19 protein-coding genes and 2 tRNA genes are annotated in these 16,446 nt (G+C 60.4%); 10 read left to right on the forward strand and 11 right to left on the reverse strand.

Annotated elements, in window-relative coordinates; all coding sequences use genetic code 11:
• Positions 1 to 40: 40 nt before the first annotated feature.
• From VGB22_00065 to VGB22_00090, 6 genes are all read left to right on the forward strand, one after another.
• Complete coding sequence (locus tag VGB22_00065; GenBank protein HEX9749674.1) at positions 41 to 478, forward strand: hypothetical protein; 438 nt, start codon at positions 41 to 43, stop codon at positions 476 to 478.
• An 83-nt stretch (positions 479 to 561) separates the two neighbouring features.
• Positions 562 to 635 (forward strand) — tRNA-Gln (locus VGB22_00070).
• A 111-nt stretch (positions 636 to 746) separates the two neighbouring features.
• Entirely contained in the window at positions 747 to 1,031 is a 285-nt protein-coding gene (locus VGB22_00075) for a hypothetical protein (protein ID HEX9749675.1), read from the forward strand.
• A gap of 75 nt (positions 1,032 to 1,106) precedes the next feature.
• Positions 1,107 to 2,306 carry a hypothetical protein gene (locus VGB22_00080; protein ID HEX9749676.1) on the forward strand — a complete coding sequence of 400 codons (1,200 nt, stop codon included), beginning with the start codon at positions 1,107 to 1,109 and terminating at the stop codon, positions 2,304 to 2,306.
• A 12-nt stretch (positions 2,307 to 2,318) separates the two neighbouring features.
• Positions 2,319 to 3,233 carry a metal ABC transporter substrate-binding protein gene (locus VGB22_00085; GenBank protein HEX9749677.1) on the forward strand — a complete coding sequence of 305 codons (915 nt, stop codon included), beginning with the start codon at positions 2,319 to 2,321 and terminating at the stop codon, positions 3,231 to 3,233.
• Positions 3,230 to 4,066 (forward strand): iron chelate uptake ABC transporter family permease subunit, encoded by an 837-nt coding sequence (locus VGB22_00090; protein ID HEX9749678.1) that lies wholly within the window; start codon positions 3,230 to 3,232, stop codon positions 4,064 to 4,066. Before VGB22_00085 ends, VGB22_00090 begins: the two co-directional genes overlap by 4 nt.
• A gap of 36 nt (positions 4,067 to 4,102) precedes the next feature.
• Here VGB22_00090 and VGB22_00095 read toward each other — a convergent pair whose 3' ends face one another.
• Genes VGB22_00095 through VGB22_00105 form a run of 3 tightly spaced genes read right to left on the reverse strand, consistent with a single transcriptional unit; the run spans position 4,103 to position 5,661 of the window.
• Entirely contained in the window at positions 4,103 to 4,558 is a 456-nt protein-coding gene (locus VGB22_00095; protein HEX9749679.1) for a VOC family protein, read from the reverse strand.
• Complete coding sequence (locus VGB22_00100; GenBank protein HEX9749680.1) at positions 4,555 to 5,268, reverse strand: spondin domain-containing protein; 714 nt, start codon at positions 5,266 to 5,268, stop codon at positions 4,555 to 4,557. The genes VGB22_00095 and VGB22_00100 overlap by 4 nt, the downstream gene beginning before the upstream one ends.
• Before the next feature lie 48 nt (positions 5,269 to 5,316).
• Positions 5,317 to 5,661, reverse strand: a complete 345-nt coding sequence (locus VGB22_00105; GenBank protein HEX9749681.1) for a nuclear transport factor 2 family protein — start codon at positions 5,659 to 5,661, stop codon at positions 5,317 to 5,319.
• Between the two features lie 112 nt (positions 5,662 to 5,773).
• Here VGB22_00105 and VGB22_00110 point away from each other — a divergent pair, with 112 nt between their 5' ends.
• Entirely contained in the window at positions 5,774 to 7,279 is a 1,506-nt protein-coding gene (locus VGB22_00110) for a hypothetical protein (protein HEX9749682.1), read from the forward strand.
• An 18-nt stretch (positions 7,280 to 7,297) separates the two neighbouring features.
• On the opposite strand, the gene VGB22_00115 is transcribed toward VGB22_00110, so the two are convergent.
• The 6 genes from VGB22_00115 to VGB22_00140 all read right to left on the reverse strand — a co-directional run bounded on the left by VGB22_00115 (position 7,298) and on the right by VGB22_00140 (position 11,685).
• On the reverse strand, positions 7,298 to 8,863 hold the full coding sequence (locus VGB22_00115; GenBank protein ID HEX9749683.1) for a thrombospondin type 3 repeat-containing protein: 1,566 nt from the start codon (positions 8,861 to 8,863) through the stop codon (positions 7,298 to 7,300).
• A 139-nt stretch (positions 8,864 to 9,002) separates the two neighbouring features.
• Positions 9,003 to 9,323: a zf-HC2 domain-containing protein gene (locus VGB22_00120; protein HEX9749684.1), complete on the reverse strand. Its 321-nt coding sequence runs from the start codon at positions 9,321 to 9,323 to the stop codon at positions 9,003 to 9,005.
• Positions 9,320 to 9,925 (reverse strand): sigma-70 family RNA polymerase sigma factor, encoded by a 606-nt coding sequence (locus VGB22_00125; protein ID HEX9749685.1) that lies wholly within the window; start codon positions 9,923 to 9,925, stop codon positions 9,320 to 9,322. The genes VGB22_00120 and VGB22_00125 overlap by 4 nt, the downstream gene beginning before the upstream one ends.
• 78 nt (positions 9,926 to 10,003) lie before the next feature.
• Complete coding sequence (locus VGB22_00130) at positions 10,004 to 10,588, reverse strand: TMEM175 family protein (protein ID HEX9749686.1); 585 nt, start codon at positions 10,586 to 10,588, stop codon at positions 10,004 to 10,006.
• A 136-nt stretch (positions 10,589 to 10,724) separates the two neighbouring features.
• A tRNA-Ser gene (locus VGB22_00135) sits at positions 10,725 to 10,808 on the reverse strand.
• Positions 10,809 to 10,923: 115 nt separating this feature from the next.
• Entirely contained in the window at positions 10,924 to 11,685 is a 762-nt protein-coding gene (locus tag VGB22_00140) for a metal-dependent hydrolase (protein HEX9749687.1), read from the reverse strand.
• A 174-nt stretch (positions 11,686 to 11,859) separates the two neighbouring features.
• Here VGB22_00140 and VGB22_00145 point away from each other — a divergent pair, with 174 nt between their 5' ends.
• From VGB22_00145 to VGB22_00155, 3 genes are all read left to right on the forward strand, one after another.
• Complete coding sequence (locus VGB22_00145; protein HEX9749688.1) at positions 11,860 to 12,126, forward strand: hypothetical protein; 267 nt, start codon at positions 11,860 to 11,862, stop codon at positions 12,124 to 12,126.
• Between the two features lie 15 nt (positions 12,127 to 12,141).
• A complete protein-coding gene (locus tag VGB22_00150; protein ID HEX9749689.1) occupies positions 12,142 to 13,269 on the forward strand; it encodes a saccharopine dehydrogenase C-terminal domain-containing protein in 1,128 nt (375 codons plus the stop codon).
• A gap of 82 nt (positions 13,270 to 13,351) precedes the next feature.
• Positions 13,352 to 13,723 (forward strand): VOC family protein, encoded by a 372-nt coding sequence (locus tag VGB22_00155; GenBank protein ID HEX9749690.1) that lies wholly within the window; start codon positions 13,352 to 13,354, stop codon positions 13,721 to 13,723.
• A 184-nt stretch (positions 13,724 to 13,907) separates the two neighbouring features.
• Here the strand turns inward: VGB22_00155 and VGB22_00160 are convergent, their stop codons facing one another.
• On the reverse strand, positions 13,908 to 14,465 hold the full coding sequence (locus VGB22_00160; GenBank protein HEX9749691.1) for a GNAT family N-acetyltransferase: 558 nt from the start codon (positions 14,463 to 14,465) through the stop codon (positions 13,908 to 13,910).
• A gap of 54 nt (positions 14,466 to 14,519) precedes the next feature.
• A complete protein-coding gene (locus VGB22_00165; GenBank protein HEX9749692.1) occupies positions 14,520 to 16,385 on the reverse strand; it encodes a DUF3857 and transglutaminase domain-containing protein in 1,866 nt (621 codons plus the stop codon).
• Positions 16,386 to 16,446 lie beyond the last annotated feature (61 nt).

A 16,446-nucleotide genomic window follows, 5' to 3' on the forward strand; every position in this document is an offset into this window, starting at 1 on the left:
CAGACGTATCTTAGCTGGGGACTACAGCAAGGAGGCGGACATGCAGGAGACGATCGATAAGATCAAAGCCGAAATCGAGGACTTGGAGCGGCAGTTGGCGCGACCGTTCGGGGGTCTCTTCGACAAGAAACAGGAGGATCATCTCTACCATCGTTTGAAGAAGAAACGCAAAGAATTGGCACGTCTCGAAGGTGGGCCGGCCGTGGCAGTCTCCCAACCGGTGCCGGTTGCGGCCGCCCGACCGCGTCCGACACCGGCGGCGCCGATGGCCAAAGCTGCCGCACCCAAACCGAAGAGTACGGCGACCAAAAAGACGGGCGCCCGGGGAAGCAAGGCGAGTATGACCAAGCGCACGAAAGCCGCCGCTCCCAAGAGCAAGTCATCGACTTCCAAAACAAAATCAACGCGTAAACCCGCAACAAAAGCGAAGTCGACAGCCAGATCGAAAGCCAAGAGCCCGGCGAAGCGCAAGAAGTAGACGGGTTGACTTGGGCAAATGCTCCGAATTAGTATTATGACGGGGCCCCGCTGGACGGGGCCTTTGTCTTCTCCGGCTCAGACTGGGGGATCGTCCAACGGCAGGACACGTGGCTCTGGACCACGGTATTGGGGTTCGAATCCCTATCCCCCAGCCAACGGCTCGGGCGATCACGGATTGCCCTCGCATGGCGGTCCGGGCCCAGACGCCCCCCACATAATGACATAGCACTTTCGGCGTCCGATTTCGTATGTAGGGTGTTGTGATCGTGTCCCGCACCAACATCCTTCGCTTTCTCGTTGCGCTTCTCGCCGTAGCGTCACTCACCGCTGTTGCTCTGCATGCGCACGGTGACGACAGCGGCCATCATCATGTCTGCTGGCTGTGCGTGCTCTTGGCGTCATCGGCGGCGCTGCCGATGACCGGCTGCGCCATACTGCTCTACTGGCGCGTTGTCGGTTTTTCATCTGATTCTGAAACGCTCGTTCTTGTCTCCGATTTATCCGATTCGTATTCCTCTCGCGCTCCGCCCTTCGGTCGCGCTCAGCGTTAACGCTGCGACCTGTTCCCCTCACGGGGATCACTGACATCCGACAACGTGCCCCATCGGAATAGGGCGGAGGCTGATATGAATGGTCTATCGCGGACCGCTATCGGTCCGCTGCTGGTATTGATGACAGCTTCGCTGAACGCGTGGGGTCCATCTGCACACGCGCAGACGACGCTGAATCCCGACATTTCGCTCATCGGCGATGTGCGCGCATCCGGTCACAATGACGGGGCCGCCGAGGATGCCGATCAGCTCAATCTCGACCTGGAAGAGGCCGAACTGGCGGTGCAGGGATACTTGAATCCGTACGTCCGTGCCGATGTCTTTCTGGCGTGGCACGGCACCGGCGAATCGGAAATCGAAGAATTGTACGCGACTTTTCTGCGTGGGCTGCCTCTGGGATTGTCAGTGCGCGCCGGACAGTACCTTCTGGACTTCGGCAAGGTCAATCCGCTGCATCCACATGCGTATTCGTTCATCAATCGTCCGCTCGCCCACGAGGAGTTCTTCGGCGAAGAGGGCCTGCGCGATGTCGGCGTGAGCGCATCGATCCCCATACCGACCGGGAATGTCGCCACGACACTCTCGGCGGACATGTTGCGAGGAGACTTTCTGCAACCGCATGAACACGGCGATGAACATGCCGAGGAAGCGATGCGCGTGCGCTCATTACAGGAAGAGCATGAAGAGGACGAGCGTCCCAACGAACGTGCCTTCGCCGCGCGACTCAATTCGTTCGTCGCGTTGGATGAGTACACGTCGCTGTCGCTGGGTGTGACCGGGCTGACCGGGATCCCTCACGAAGACCAACGCCGCTGGGTTGGGGGCGCCGATGTCAAGCTGCGCTGGAAGCCGGATCGATACCGGTCGTTTACTGTCGTCGGCGAGTGGCTGGTCAACCGGCAGCCGGCGGAGGAGCATCACGACGAGGAAGAGATCGACACGCTCTCCGCACTGCGCGCGCAGCAATCGTCCTCGCTGCAAGAGGAAGAGGTATCAGGCGACATCACCAGTCATGGTCTCTTCGGCTACTTCGACTACCAGTTCCGGCAACGTTTCAACGTCGGCGCGCAGGGAAGCTGGGCGCAGGCGCTGGAGAACAACGATGCAACCGGATGGGAACTGGGCATGTTCGCCGGGTTCGCACCGGCCGAAGAAACGACGCTATTGCGCGCGCTGATCTCCTATGGCGAACCAATCGGTTCCGACGAGGCCATCTGGGCGGGAACATTGCAATTGATCTTCTCACTGGGACCGCACAAACCGCACATTTTTTAGCGAGGTGCTGATATGTTACCGATCAAGAAATGTTGGATTGTCACCGTGTTTGTCGCGTTGCTGATGGCTCTGCCATCGGCGGCCGCCGCCGACAAGCTGCGGGTGGTCGCGGCGACTGCCGACCTGGAGTATTTCGCACGGCAAATCGGCGGCGACCTTGTCGATGTCGATGTGATCGCGGCGGGGAATCGCGACCTGCACTATGTGGAAGTCCTGCCCAGCTATCTGCTGAAGCTGCGCAGGGCGGATGTGTACCTGAAGCTTGGCCTGGAATTGGATGTCTGGTCGCAGTCACTCATCGACGGTTCGCGCAATTCTGATCTCATCGTGACCGATTGCTCGGCGGGCATCAACGCGCTGGAAGTGCCGACCTTCAAGGCGGACGCCCGCTACGGCGATCTGCACCGCTACGGCAACCCTCACTACTGGCTCTCGCCGGAGAACGTGCCGACCATCTGTGCCAACATCACCGATGCGTTGACGGCCGCGGATCCGCAGCATGCCGACGCATACGAATCCGGTCGGGACGGCTATCTTGCGCGCTTGAAATCGAAGATGAACGAATGGGACGCGGACAAGGGCGCGATGGGCAATGTCGAATTCATCGGCTATCACAACACGTGGCCGTACTTCTGCGAGTTCTTCGGGTGCCACACGGTTGCCTTCGTCGAAGAATACCCCGGCGTGACACCATCGCCGTCGCATCTGACCAAACTGCTGGAGCGCATCCGGCAGGAACAGATTCCGGCGGTGGCGTATGAGCCGTTTCACGACAAGCGCACGCCCGAGTGGCTGGCGGGCAAATCCGGATGCCGGACCGTCGTACTGACCGAATCCGTGGGCGGGCTGCCGGGCACCGAGACGTACGAAAAACTGATCGATACCCTGGTCGCGCGACTGACTTCTGTCGCGCAGGTTGTTGAGTGAGTGCGGCGTTCGACATTCTTCTGTGGCCGACGCTGGCGTGTATTGTGCTGACCGGCATCCATGTCTACTTCGGCCAGCATGTGATCCGACGCGGGATCATTTTCGTCGATCTCTCACTGGCGCAGGTCGCCGCGTTCGGCTCCACGATCGCGTTTCTGTTCGGATTGGACCTGCACTCCGGAACCGCCTACTGGTTCAGCCTGGCATTTGCGCTCCTGGGCGCGCTGATTTTCGCGCTGACGCGCCGTCGCAGCAATGATGTCCCGCAGGAGGCGATCATCGGGATTGTCTACGCTGTAGCCACCGCCGCCTCCGTGCTCGCGGTCGCGCGCCAGCCCGAGGGCGCCGAACACATCAAGGCGCTTTTGGTCGGATCGGTGCTGACTGTCTCGCCGTTCGATGTGATCAAGACCGCTGTGATCTACGCCGTCATCGGCGCATTGCACTGGTCGTGGCGCAGGCCGTTGTGGCGGCTTACGACCGATCCCAATGGGGCGCGTCGCGACGGTCTGCCGATCCTGCTCTGGGATTTCCTGTTTTATGGAACGTTTGCGCTGGTGGTGACATCATCGGTGCAGATTGCCGGGGTTCTCCTGGTATTTTCGCTTTTGGTTGTTCCCGCGGTCGCTGCGGTGCTGGCATTGGGGGAGGGTCACGGTGGACGGCTGCTCTTTGGCTGGGTATTTGGCGTAATCGTGTGCATCGCCGGGATGGCCGTGTCGTTTCTCGCCGATTGGCCGCCGGGGGCGACGATCGTCACGCTGTTTGGCGTCGGATTGTTGTTGTCAGGAGTCGTCGGCAGGTTCAACCGGGGCCGCCGCTTCGAATTGTGACCGGCATGTCCGGAGCGCAGGGTTCCTGACCTACTTTCAGTGCGTTTCGCGGACTGTGTCGTAGTCGTACGTCGTCACTTCGTAGCGGTTGCCCCAGGGATCGCAGAAGTAGACCGACCAGGATTTACTGTGGTCGACGCGTGAAAGCCATGTCAGCTTTTCGCCGCGACGATCGCAGACGGGATTTGCCCGGATATGATCGAGGAATCGAAGGAAGTATTCGCCCGAGACACGGAACGCCACACGGCGATGTCCGGTCGACTCGTGCTGACCTTGCGGTTCACCGACAAAGAGTGCCAGCTTCGTCTGTCCGTCGGCGGTGCTGATCATCAGCGGCCCGCCGGGATCGTCCGCCCAGAACTCGTACTCTGCGACGATCCGCAACCCCAGCGTGCGCTCGTACCATGCGGCGGCGGCCCGCCGTTCGGGGACAAACAGCTCGACATGATCGATTTGCGAGACGCGGAACGGTTGCGACGATTGAGGTGTCATCGTGACTCGTCTGTCATACGCGTGAAGGTGAATGTCCCCATCGACGGCACGACGCCGGCGACAAGGAACGGCTCGATTTCGATTTGCCGGATCGGCACGAACGGGTCGCTCACTGCATTGGCGGCCTGATAGGTCTCGCCGTCGTCGGTTCCGGCGTCGTAGGCGTGCAGTTCGGCCACCCGCTCATCGACCCAATCGTCGCCGTCGAGCAGCGAGATGCCGCTGACGCCGACGAACCAGTCGGGACTGGGGGCGACCATCGACGTGAGCGTCACCAACGGGAAGTCGCGGGAGATTTCGAAATCGAGCGAGACCATCCCCGGTGAATGGGCAATGCCTTCGCCGGAGAGCTTGTATTGCGCCGTTCCCAATGAGATGGCATCGACAATTTCGTTGGAGAACAGAATCTTCGCGCCGAGCTCGGCCATGTCCTTGATACCCAGCGATGCCAGCGAACCCTCTTGCCAGAAACGGACATCGCTGTTGTGCGTGGCGCCGATTAATCCCGACCAGTGGGCCGTGGCGGGGAAGTCCTGCGGATGGGTTTCGGCGCTCCAGGAGGCATCGAAGGTCACGCGATAGTGCGCGGTGTCCTCGACCATCGGCTCGGTGCTCTTCTTCTTGTCGTCGGGACAGCCCAGCAGCACGAGCGTGCACAGCGCGAACGCTAGTGGAATGATCTTCGGAGTTTGTCTTGTTGACAGGCGCATGCCTACGAAAACAACAATCCGCCTCGGCGGTTTCCGCGGAGTTGCGGCTTAGAAGAACGAATCGCTGTGTCCCCAGCTTTCGGCGATTTTGCCGCCCGCGATGCGATAAATGACGATGGACCGGATGGTGCGTGGCTTGCCGTCGCGGGTGCCGCCGGCGGTCGAGCGCACCACGACGCGGTCGCCCTCGCCGAAGATGTCGTCGGTGACAATGTGAAATCCCGCGTAGGCCGCATGGAGATCGCGCATCGTCTTGCGCAGACCCTCGATGTTTTTCCAGGCGGCGTGATCGACATAGTCGTCGACGAGAACTTCGTTCAAACGGTCCCACTCGCCGCTGTTGAGGATGTCGTAGTAGCGGCGAACGAGGTCTTGATGGGAGACGGGGGTCATCGCGATTGATTCCTTCGTACTCTACCCAAGAAAATCCCCTGTCGCCCTTGCGGCAAGCAGATCAAATTGCCCCGGCCGGTGCCGAAAGCAGGTACAGAGGCCGGTTAATACCATGTCCAGGACCACCCCGTCGACCAACTGGATGCGCGAGCTCGCCGAGCATTTCCACAAGATGCGGCAGGCCAGGCCCGCTGACCGGTTGCTGATCCTTTTTGACATCGACGGCACCATCCTCGACATGCGGCACACGATCCTGCATGTGCTTCAGGCATACGACGAGGCGCATCAGACCCGTCTCTTTGCCGGGCTGAAGTTGTCGGGCATCAAGGTCCACGAAAACCATGTCGAGCGTCTGCTCGATTCGGTCGGTGTGCCGCCGGGGCAGCAAGGGGCAGTGATGAAGTGGTTTCATGAACGCCGTTGGAGCCCCGAGGCGATCGCGGCGTCGCATCTGCCGTATCGCGGCGTGCTTGATGTCATCCGCTGGTTTCAGATTCAGCCCGATACGTCTGTCGGCTTAAACACCGGACGTCCCGAATCAATCCGCGCCGACACGTTGCGCTCGCTGAATGCATTGGGCGAGGAGTTCGGCGTGCGGTTCGATGATGCGCTCTTGCACATGAACCCCCACGACTGGGATGTCGAAGTCGCCGACGGCAAGGCCGCCGGGATCACACGTTTTCGCCGCGATGGGTACCGTGTCATCGCCTTTCTCGATAACGAGCCGGAGAATCTGCGCGCGGTCGGGCGAATCGATGATTCCGGCGAGATCATTCTGTTGCATGCCAACACGCTGTACGAGAGTAGACGATCACGGGTGCCCACCAGCTCGGCGGTCGGATCGAATTACGATCTGACCGAGTTGATCACTGAGGGCGATCTGCCGCCGCAGATTCAGTTGGTCTGGCATGGGGTCAACACCGAGGCGAATCTGCGACAATTTCTCGGCTCAAACATTCAATGGGCCGAGCTGGATGCCCGGCGCGATCCGAAGACCGGGCATCTGATCACGCGTCACGACAGCTTTGCCGAACGAACGCGCACATCGCGCGAGAAGAACCCCTCGCTGGAACACATGCTGCAAAAGCTGCACAAGCACGGCCGCAGCGTGAAGTTCGATTTCAAGGAAGGCGGCGTCGTGATCGATCAGGTGTTGGACCTGATCGCGACTTGCGGATTCTCCGACGAGCAGTTGTGGTTCAACGGCAATGTTGAACGGCTCGGGCAGGTGGGGTTCCAACAGCTCGCACAGAAGCATCCGAAAGCGATCCTGCAATGCCCGGTCGACTATATGGCGGCGTTGGCCCTCGGTGTCCCGGCGAAAGCGCGTGAAACTCTCGAGTTGTACCGCTCATGGGGAATGAACCGCTTCTCAGTGAGTTGGCGCACAACACTGATGCGACCGCTGATCGCGCATCTTGGTGAGTGGGGATTTGCGGTCAACATCTACGATGTTCCGGATCTGGAATCATTCCTGCGCGCGGTGCTGCTGCTGCCGCGTTCAATCACCTCCGATTTCAATTTCCCCAAGTGGCACTACTACGGCCACGGCTCCGGAGAGAAGGACGAGACCATTGAATACGTCATGCGCCAGCAGCGCGGGGCGCCCAAGCGCTGAGCCGGGATTGTCCACTCGTCACAATGAACATGGATCGCAAAACGCCACCAGTGGATCGACGCTGCGAAAGGCGACGTCGACAAACTTGATGACATCGAAGACGTTGGTCAGATCGTCGCAAGTGGCATCGGTGCGCGCCTTCGGGCATTCCAGATCGAACGTCGGCGCTGCGCTGCGGAACGCCACATCGACCGCGGCGATGACATCGAAGACATTTGTGATGGCATCGCACGAGGGATCTGCGTGGCAGGCGCAGAAGCACTCGCACGAATCCCCGATGCCATCGCCGTCTGAGTCCTCCTGTCCCGGGTTGAAGTGATTAGGACAGTTGTCGCACAAATCGCCCAGTCCGTCTGCGTCCGCGTCGGCCTGATCGGGATTGGCCGTCAATGGGCAATTGTCTGTGGCGGTCTGAGTGCCATCGCCATCGATGTCTGAGTCGATGTCGCGTGCGAACGGCCCGCCATAGGCGCCGATGTCGTCGGCGATTGTCCCGAGCGCGGGCCAGAGCGCCATGCCGGGATCGCCGGGGTCTTCCGGATCATTGAAGGCCGCATCGGGGTGCCCGGCATCGATGCAGGGTGAGTTGTCGGCCAGGTGGTAGTATGGTCCGATGAACACGGGATCGGCATCGATATTACCCGTGCCCGCATACCCGTCTTCGACATTGTTGTACTCGAAGGTTACGGTTCCGCCATTGACACGAATCTGTGCGAATGAAGGTGCCTGATTGCCGCGGATGATGTTGTTGCGCGCCGTGGTCGTCGACAGCCAACTATAAATGCCGCCGCCGGGCATCGTTGAGACATTGTCGAGAATTGCATTATTGTAGATGTAGACTGTATGGCTGCTGTACGACCAGATCCCGGAACCAGCGAATGATTCGCCGCCGGTGTTGCCGACAATGAGATTGTTGCGGATGTCGGCGGCGCAGAAGTTCAACACGATCCCGGCGCCGTAGCGGCCCTGATTGTTGGCGATGATGTTGTTGCGGATTTTCGGGTCACCGTCACCGGCGCGAATCCCGCCGCCGCCGGCGCTGACCAGTCCGGCGGTGACCAGAATTGCCTCGTTCTCGATGATGCGGTTGTATTGGATGACGGGCGAGCTCCCCTCGCAGAGTATCCCTCCCCCTTCACGGTAAGTTCCGAAACCGTGGGGATCGATCCAGATCGTGCCGTTGCCTCCGGTGATCGTGAACCCCTGCAGTATGGTGAACTGGTTCTCACCGGAGACCATGCGCACGACGCTGCCGGTATCGGGATGTGTGGGCTGGTTGCCGTTGATGACCGTTGCGATGATGTGCGCCGGATCGTTGTCGATCGCGTAACGGCTGGTAACCGTGATCTGTTGTCCTTTCAGATTGATGTTCTCATAATAAGTTCCAGGTTCGACCAGCACCGTGTCCAGGAGTTCGGCAATGTCGATCGCTGCCTGGATCGTGGGCTGATCGCCCGGGACGTTGATGATGCCGCCGACTCCCAGGACACGTTGGGGAGTGAACATGAGGATCAGCACGATGATCCCGTTCTTGAGCGCGAATGCTTGCGCGCGAGGCGGACGTACCACGACCATGGACGTCATAGACAGACTCCTTTATGCGCTGCGGGCACCGATTGGATTGCGATGAAGGGGGGATGGTGCCCTGACCGCAGCTTGGTCGCTTGGCTGGCGGGAATCCTTACAGGAAAACTTTGCTGCTCATCCGCGCATGCGGCGGTTGTTATCGTCCCTCATTCCGTTCGCCAGAGTGCCGCAGTCGCCGCCGGATGCGATCACGCGCCTCCGGGGAAAGTCCGCGCAACTCGGTTTCCGGATCCAACTCCGGGTCCGCGGATTCACGCAACGCGTGTCGGATTGTCGTCAGGTGAGACTTGTAGTGAGTGCACCATCGGCAGATGGGCAGGTGCAGGCGGATCAAGAGGCGTTCACGCAAAGAGAGACGCCGGTCGAGCGAGTCGGAAATCGACCGCGATATCACCTCGCATGGCGGCTGAATGGCCGCCAGCCACATGATGACGCGCTCTTTAATCGGTCCACTCATCTGAATGTCCCTCCACGGTCAGACCGGCGGTGCCCCAGCCAGTGGATCTCCAGGCAATGCCGCACTTGGCGCCGGGCGCGATGCAACATCACCCAGAGATTGGTCGGCGTAATCTCCAATGTCTTACACAATTCAGCGGTGTCCATCTGTTCGATCTCGCGCAGAGCAAACACCGCGGCCAGCCGTTTCGGCAGTTTGGCCAGACAGCGGTCGAGGGCCTCCCAGAACCGGCGGTTCTCCATGAGCGTGTGCGGATCGCCCCAATCGACCGGACCTGACCGTTGGTCCCAGTGGCCGACCCATCGGCCCTCGGTGGTAAAGCCATAAGTACCACGTTCCGTCGACTCGTCGACTGGCTCCGACGTTTCGGTCTGAAACGTTCGTCGCACATGATCGACGACTTTGTTTTTGAGGATGCCGGTCAGCCAAGTCCGAACCGACGATGCCCCCTGAAAGTGAGGCCACGCTCGCAGTGCCGCCAGGAGAGTCTCTTGCACAATATCCTCGGCGGCGCTGCGGTCGCGCACACGCAGATACGCCATCCGGTACAGATAATCACCGTGCTGGTCCAGCCAGGAGGACGGGTCGTCGGCACTGCCCATGGGTGTCGAATCCGTGTCGGACTGGCTCACGAAAGTTCCGCGCCGGGACGTACCGCGCGCTCAACGTTTTGGATGATTTTATGCGCTGCTCGCCGCTTCCGTCCGCCGATCGGGGACCAGCCACATCACCACGACCGACACATAGATGGCATAGGAAATCCATTCGTGCGCAAATGCCAGCGGCAGCGCCGTGAGATACAGCGCAATGGAAATCTTCCCTTTCACATCATGGCCGATTGCCATCGCCAGTGGGGATTGGCTTCCGTGATGCGTGAGGATTATCTGTTGCAGAATGAAGTACGCAATCGCCGCCATCAGCAAGACCATGCCATACAGAACCGCAGGCCATGGACCGCCGCGGTTCTCGCCGATCCAGGCGGTCACAAACGGAAACAGCGACAGCCAGAAGAGCAGGTGTAGATTGGCCCACATGACTCCGCCGTGCGCGCGCTTCGCGACACGAAACAAGTGGTGATGGTTGTTCCAGTAGGTGCCGAGCATGACAAAGCTGAGGATGTAGCTCAGAAGCACTGGCAGAAGAGGCATCAGCGCAGAAAGTTCCGCCGAGTGCGGCACCCTCAGCTCCAGCACCATGATGGTGATGATGATGGCGAGGACACCGTCGCTAAAGGCCTCAATGCGGGCGGTTTCGTTCTTTTCCATTCGTCAATCCGGTCTCGATTCTCGCAACATCAGGCGCGGTCGTTTTTCCCCTCACCCCAACCCTCTCCAACGGGAGAGGGAGTCTGAGATGGTGTGAACCGACCGTGCACAATTCGGGGTTCATTTCGCGTCCATGCGGAGGGGCGGGGATTCGAACCCCGAGGGGCTTGCGCCCGGCGGTTTTCAAGACCGCTGCCTTACCAGTTAGGTCTACCCCTCCGATGCACGACCGATGCCATACACGGCGTCGGATCAAACCTGCCGACAAACGGCTCGGGCAAAATCTCGGTGCCCGGTCGCGATGTCAATAGAGGGGGAAGGGGCTACAATCGAGCTCAACCACCCGAACCGCGCGGGCGGCGTACGTGGGAGCGTCCCGGAATCGGCGGAAACCACGGCTCGATGGTCTGATCGAATGGGATAATCTGCCCGGTGATGACGTTGATGGGCGTCCAATCGGGCGTCGCCTCCGAGGCCCGGGCGAACCAGATCCACGGCTCGTAGTAGGTGGGTCGGGTCCGGACATCCACGATCCTCGTGCCGTCCGTCATCAGATTGTCCGCGAGCGCATGGGCGCGAATTTTCCCGGCGGCACGGATCGAAACCGCGATCATAAAGATCGCCAGCCCGACCTTTGCCGTCTGTACAGATGCCAGCTTGCGCCAATGGTGCATACCAAGCAGCAAGAGCCAGGCGCCATAGATGTAGATGTCGTAAAGCGGCATGATGCCCCAGGCCCAGCGCGTCTCGGCAAACGGCCAGGCGAGATAGAGCCGATACGACATCAGGACATCCAGCAGCAGGTGCGATCCGATGACGATGAAGAAGACGCTCCACAGCTTCTTAAACGGCGTCGCGGCCGCCCCACCCCAACGTTTCGCGACCGCCGCCCAACCCAGTGCCAGCAGCGGCCACATGTACAGCGAATGCGTGACGCCGCGATGGATGTCGCCGAACCAGCGCGTCAAAAACTCCAGCCAATCGGGGCTTATCGACGCCAGCACCCACCACCACCCGGCGCGTTGGGGGCGCTCCTCGGGCTTGAGCGCCAGTTGCCCGAAGAAAAACCCGGTCCCCGCATGGGTGATCCAGTCCATACCGAAGGATGTATACGCAATCGGACAGTTTTAGGCGTCGATTCTTTCGAGTGGCCGAATTGTTGCGACTTTGTCGACCACGGACTCTCTCGCGAGCGGTTTCCCGAATCCAGTGACGGGACGTGCCGGTCGTCGTACCATGACGGCGGGATTCGCAATGAACAGGAGGGCGAAATGAAGCTCAACATCAAGGCGCTGACTTTGACCTGCGCCGTGCTGTGGTCGGCGCTGGTGTTTTTGGTCGGGCTGGTCAATCTGGCTTTTCCAAGCTATGGCGAAGTGTTCCTGCGTGTGATGGAATCGTTGTACCCCGGCTATCACTACGGCAACGGTTTCGCCAGTGTCATGGTCGGGGCGCTCTATGCCCTGCTTGACGGAGCGATCGCCGGCGCGGTTCTTGGGTGGCTGTACAATCGGTTGGTTCCGACGACTCGCGGCTAAAAGGAGACCATTCACTTGCGCATCCTGATTCTCGGCGCCGGAATGATGGCGCGCGGCGCAGTCTTCGATCTGCTGCGAAATCGTGCGGTTGAGTCGATAGCGGTCGCCGATTCGTCCACTGAGGCGCTCAGGCATCTTGTCTCCCGTTTCGATGACGACCGTGTCCGGCCGGTGTCATTCGATGCTCACAACCGTCAACGCGTCGATGAACTGATGCGCAATGCCGATGGCGCCTTCTGCGCCGTCCACTACGGCTTCAATGCCGCGTTCACCGATGCGGCCATCGCCGCGGGAACCCACATGGTCGACCTGGGCGGCAACAACGACATCGTTAATGCGCAACTGGCCCGCAACAACGACGCGCAGGCGACAAACATCACGATCATCCCGGACTGCGGCCTGGCGCCGGGCATGGCCAGCGTGCTGGTCGCCTGGGGATTGAGGCGATTCGCCTGGGCCGACTCGGTCAAGATCCGGGTCGGTGGACTGCCAGCCAACCCGAAGGAACCGTTTTCGTATGAACGGCTCTTTTCGGTCGAGGGGTTGATCAACGAGTATGTCGAGCCGCCGGTGATGCTGCGCGATGGCCGGATCGTCACCGGGGAGCCATTGGGCGATCTGGAGACATGCGAATTCGATCAACCGGTGGGATTACTCGAAGCATTTAACACGTCGGGCGGAACGTCGACTCTCCCGCAGACCTATGGCCGTCGTCTTAAGAACCTCGACTACAAGACCCTGCGCTACCCCGGCCATGCGGGCGCGATGCGCTGGCTGATGCATCTGGGTTTGTTCTCGTCGGATTCGGTGACCATCGACGGGCATCCCGTCATCCCACGCCGACTGACGGCGCATCAGATCGCCGCGCGTGTTCCGATCGGCGAGCAGGACCGGACAGTGGTCCGAGTCGAGTTTTCCGGCGCGGGAAAGACGCACCGACTCGACATCATCGACGAATGCGACCCGTCCAACGGCCTGACATCGATGATGCGCATGACCGCATTCCCGGCGTCGATCATCCTGCAGATGATCTGCGACGGCCGCATCACGACGCGCGGCGTCGTCCCGCAGGAAACCGCAGTCGATCCCGATGCCTTTGTCGCGGAGCTGACTCAACGTGAGATTGATATTTGGGGTGTGTGAGTTTGATACGATAGCGTGGGGAGTGGCATTGTGTGGCCGCAACTTGCGTCACAGAATCTGGCCGTACTGAAAGGGGCAAAGCATGGAACTGGGCGCGTTTTCGATCAGCTTGGCTGTCAAAGATATCGAGGCTTCGAGAGGGTTCTACGAAAAGTTCGGGTTCACCGTATTCGCCGGAGATGCCTCGCAGAACTGGCTCATCCTGAAAAACGGCGATCATGTCATCGGGTTGTTCCAGGGGATGTTCGAAAAGAACATTCTCACCTTCAACCCCGGCTGGGACAGCAATGCTGAGAAGCTCGCCTCTTTCACCGATGTTCGCGAACTGCAGCGCCGGCTGGAAGCCAAAGGAGTGAAGTTACAGCAACGGGCGGACGACAGCACAACGGGGCCGGCCAGCTTCGTCGCCGTGGACCCTGACGGAAACCCGGTCCTTGTCGATCAGCACGTGTGAATCCACGCGCCAGCGACCTGAGTCGCGGTGAGTTCCGGATACCATCGAATCACGCCGCGGTGCCGGCGCGACATCCAATGAAGATCCCTTGCGGAATCGGGATGTGCTCTATGGTCAGGGACGCTGCTTAGGCAATCCCTGAGCAAAAGCGGTCAGGACCACCGGCCCGGCGCCGGGCCCCGAGTTAAGAGCCGCACTTCCACTCGCTCGCGAGTATGCCGTACACCTCGCAGTCCATCGGTTTGCCCCATTTAATCATGTGCTGACGATTGGTGCCTTCGTGCGTCATGCCCGCCTTTTGTAATACACGACCTGAGGCGGGATTGACGTGGTAATGTTCAGCAAAGATTCGGTTGAGACCCCGTGCGAAACCGAATGCGATTACGGCACGTGCAGCTTCGGTGGCATAACCGAATCCCCAATACGGCTCCCCAATCCAGAAACCAATCTCTGCACGCTTGTGTCTACCGCACAGTGTCAGGCTGCATGCTCCGATCAATTCCCCGCTGCCACGCAGAGTCACCGCGAAAGTGACGCTCCTGCCCTCTCCATATTCCTTGTTGTGTGTTTCGATCCAGCGTTCGGCCTCCCCATCGGGATACGGATGTGGAATGAGCGCCGTAGTCGCAGCGACTGCGCGATTGCCTGCCAGCGCTTGAACACGCGGAGCGTCCTCTGGTATGAAACCTCGCAGAACGAGACGATCCGTTTTCAGGCTCGGGTATCGGACGACCGTGGCCATAGTTGATGAGAGTGGCACAGTGCCCGGATTCGGGCCTTGCGATCAACTGCGGTATTATTGCCCCACCCGCCGAAACAACCAATCCGCATTCCTCGCGGTGCGGTATTGACGGGCGAGCAGTTCGGCAGCGGCGCGTTCTTCGTCGGTGCGGCCGATTGCATGTGACTCGAGCGTGCGATAGACGGTCAAGACGTCATCGCCAAACGTGTGCATTATCGGTTCTTCAAAGAATCCTTCAGGCAACGAGAGTGAATCGGCCATGGGCCACAGCTCCGGTTGCCAGCCGGGAGCAAAACGCACGATCAATGTCTCCGCCACCACGCGCGGAAACTCCGCCGCGCCGGGATCGGGACGCGATGCCAGAGTGTCGTTGGCGGCCCATCCGGCAACGCTGGGGCGTAACTGAATCTGTCGCGGTCCGACCAATGCCCAGCCGCGTATCGTCCCCTGCATGTAGGCGGCAATGGTGTTGGCATCGATGACATCGAGTGAATCAAGGAAGCCATCGACCGACGGTGTCGCAATGCCCAGGATGACCGCGACGGCGGCCTTCAAATCCAACTCGCCATGCACCGGCAGTCGCCGCGCAAAGTGACCCCCCGCAATTGTGCGCGCGGTGAAATCCAGATCGCCATTGGAGCGCAGCGATCCATCGCAGTGCACTGTAAATCGGCTCTGCTGCGCTTCCAGCGCCGGGGTGCGTACCAACTCCCCGCCGAATTCGCCGAAGACCAGCGCCCAACGCGATTCGCAGCGGCGCGGCAAAGTTCCCAGTGGGTAGCGTGGATCCGACGGATCGGCCCACAATGTGTCGCCGCCGATGATAGCCATGCCGATGACATGATCGAACCAGTCCTTCGGAAAGTCCGAGACGATCGGTTTGGGATTGCGGGCGCGGACCAGCGCCGGGTGCGCCTCCAATCCGAGATGGCGCATCATTGCCACCCACAAGTACACCATGTCCTTGCAGTCGCCGTAACGATTGACGAAGACATCGCGGGCTTTGTTGGGGCGCCAGCCGCCCAGCCCGACCTCGATGGCGACATAGCGCCATTGTTCGGATATCCACTCTTTCAACGCCGACGCCCGCGCGCGCTTCCCGACCAGATCGACGACATGCGCTTCGACCTGTTTCTTCTGTTTGTCGGTCAGCTCCAGTCGATCCGACGACAACTCCCAAAACCATCGACCCAATTCAGCCCATGATGCGGTGCCGCCGCGCACGCCCTCGACACGGAATCGCGCGGGCGCGATGTGCAACAAGGGCAATGCGCCGGTCGCATCGTCGGGATCGATCGCGCCGGCAGAGGGCGACCAGTCGGTCAATGTCCAGACCGTCACATCGCGGCGCGCCGTACGATCGATGCTCTGCACGAGTGCCGGATCCATCACGCGATAGCGAATCTCCTCACCATGCGGAACGGCCACCGAATACGATGCGGTTCGCCGCGGCCAGCGGTCCCCTAAGACCCAGTCGGGAAAGAAAAACGGGTCGCTGATGCGCACGGTCCATCGTGCCTCGACGATGTACGGCGGGCGCGGCGCCACCAGATCGACCGCGCGAACCACGTCGCCTGAAAACAGACGAAACTCCGAAAAGGGGGCGATGGCGCGGACACCGTCTTTGCCGACCGTAAAGAGGACCGTGCCCGTCGTGTCGAGCACGCGTCCCTCAAACTCCAGCAGTCGTTGAAAGAACGTGTCCCAAATGCGGATTCGTCCGACGTCGGCGCCCGCCGAACGGTTCACGCGCATGATGCGGTGGGCGCTGACTTCCAGCCGGTCCCGGTGCGTCCAGTCAATGGTCCACTCATCGAGTTCATAGACGGCAGCGGAATCGCCAAGCTGGGCCGATGCCGCAGACGCGAACAGGGGCAAGACCACGACGATGAAGAATCGGCAGATCAGGAACCGCATCATCAGAATGTACGCCCGTCCTGTGCGATTCGCGCACCGGAGAGATGACTGGGGGATCGAAGAA

This window comes from Candidatus Zixiibacteriota bacterium (assembly GCA_036397555.1).
Classification (GTDB): domain Bacteria; phylum Zixibacteria; class MSB-5A5; order WJJR01; family WJJR01; genus DATKYL01.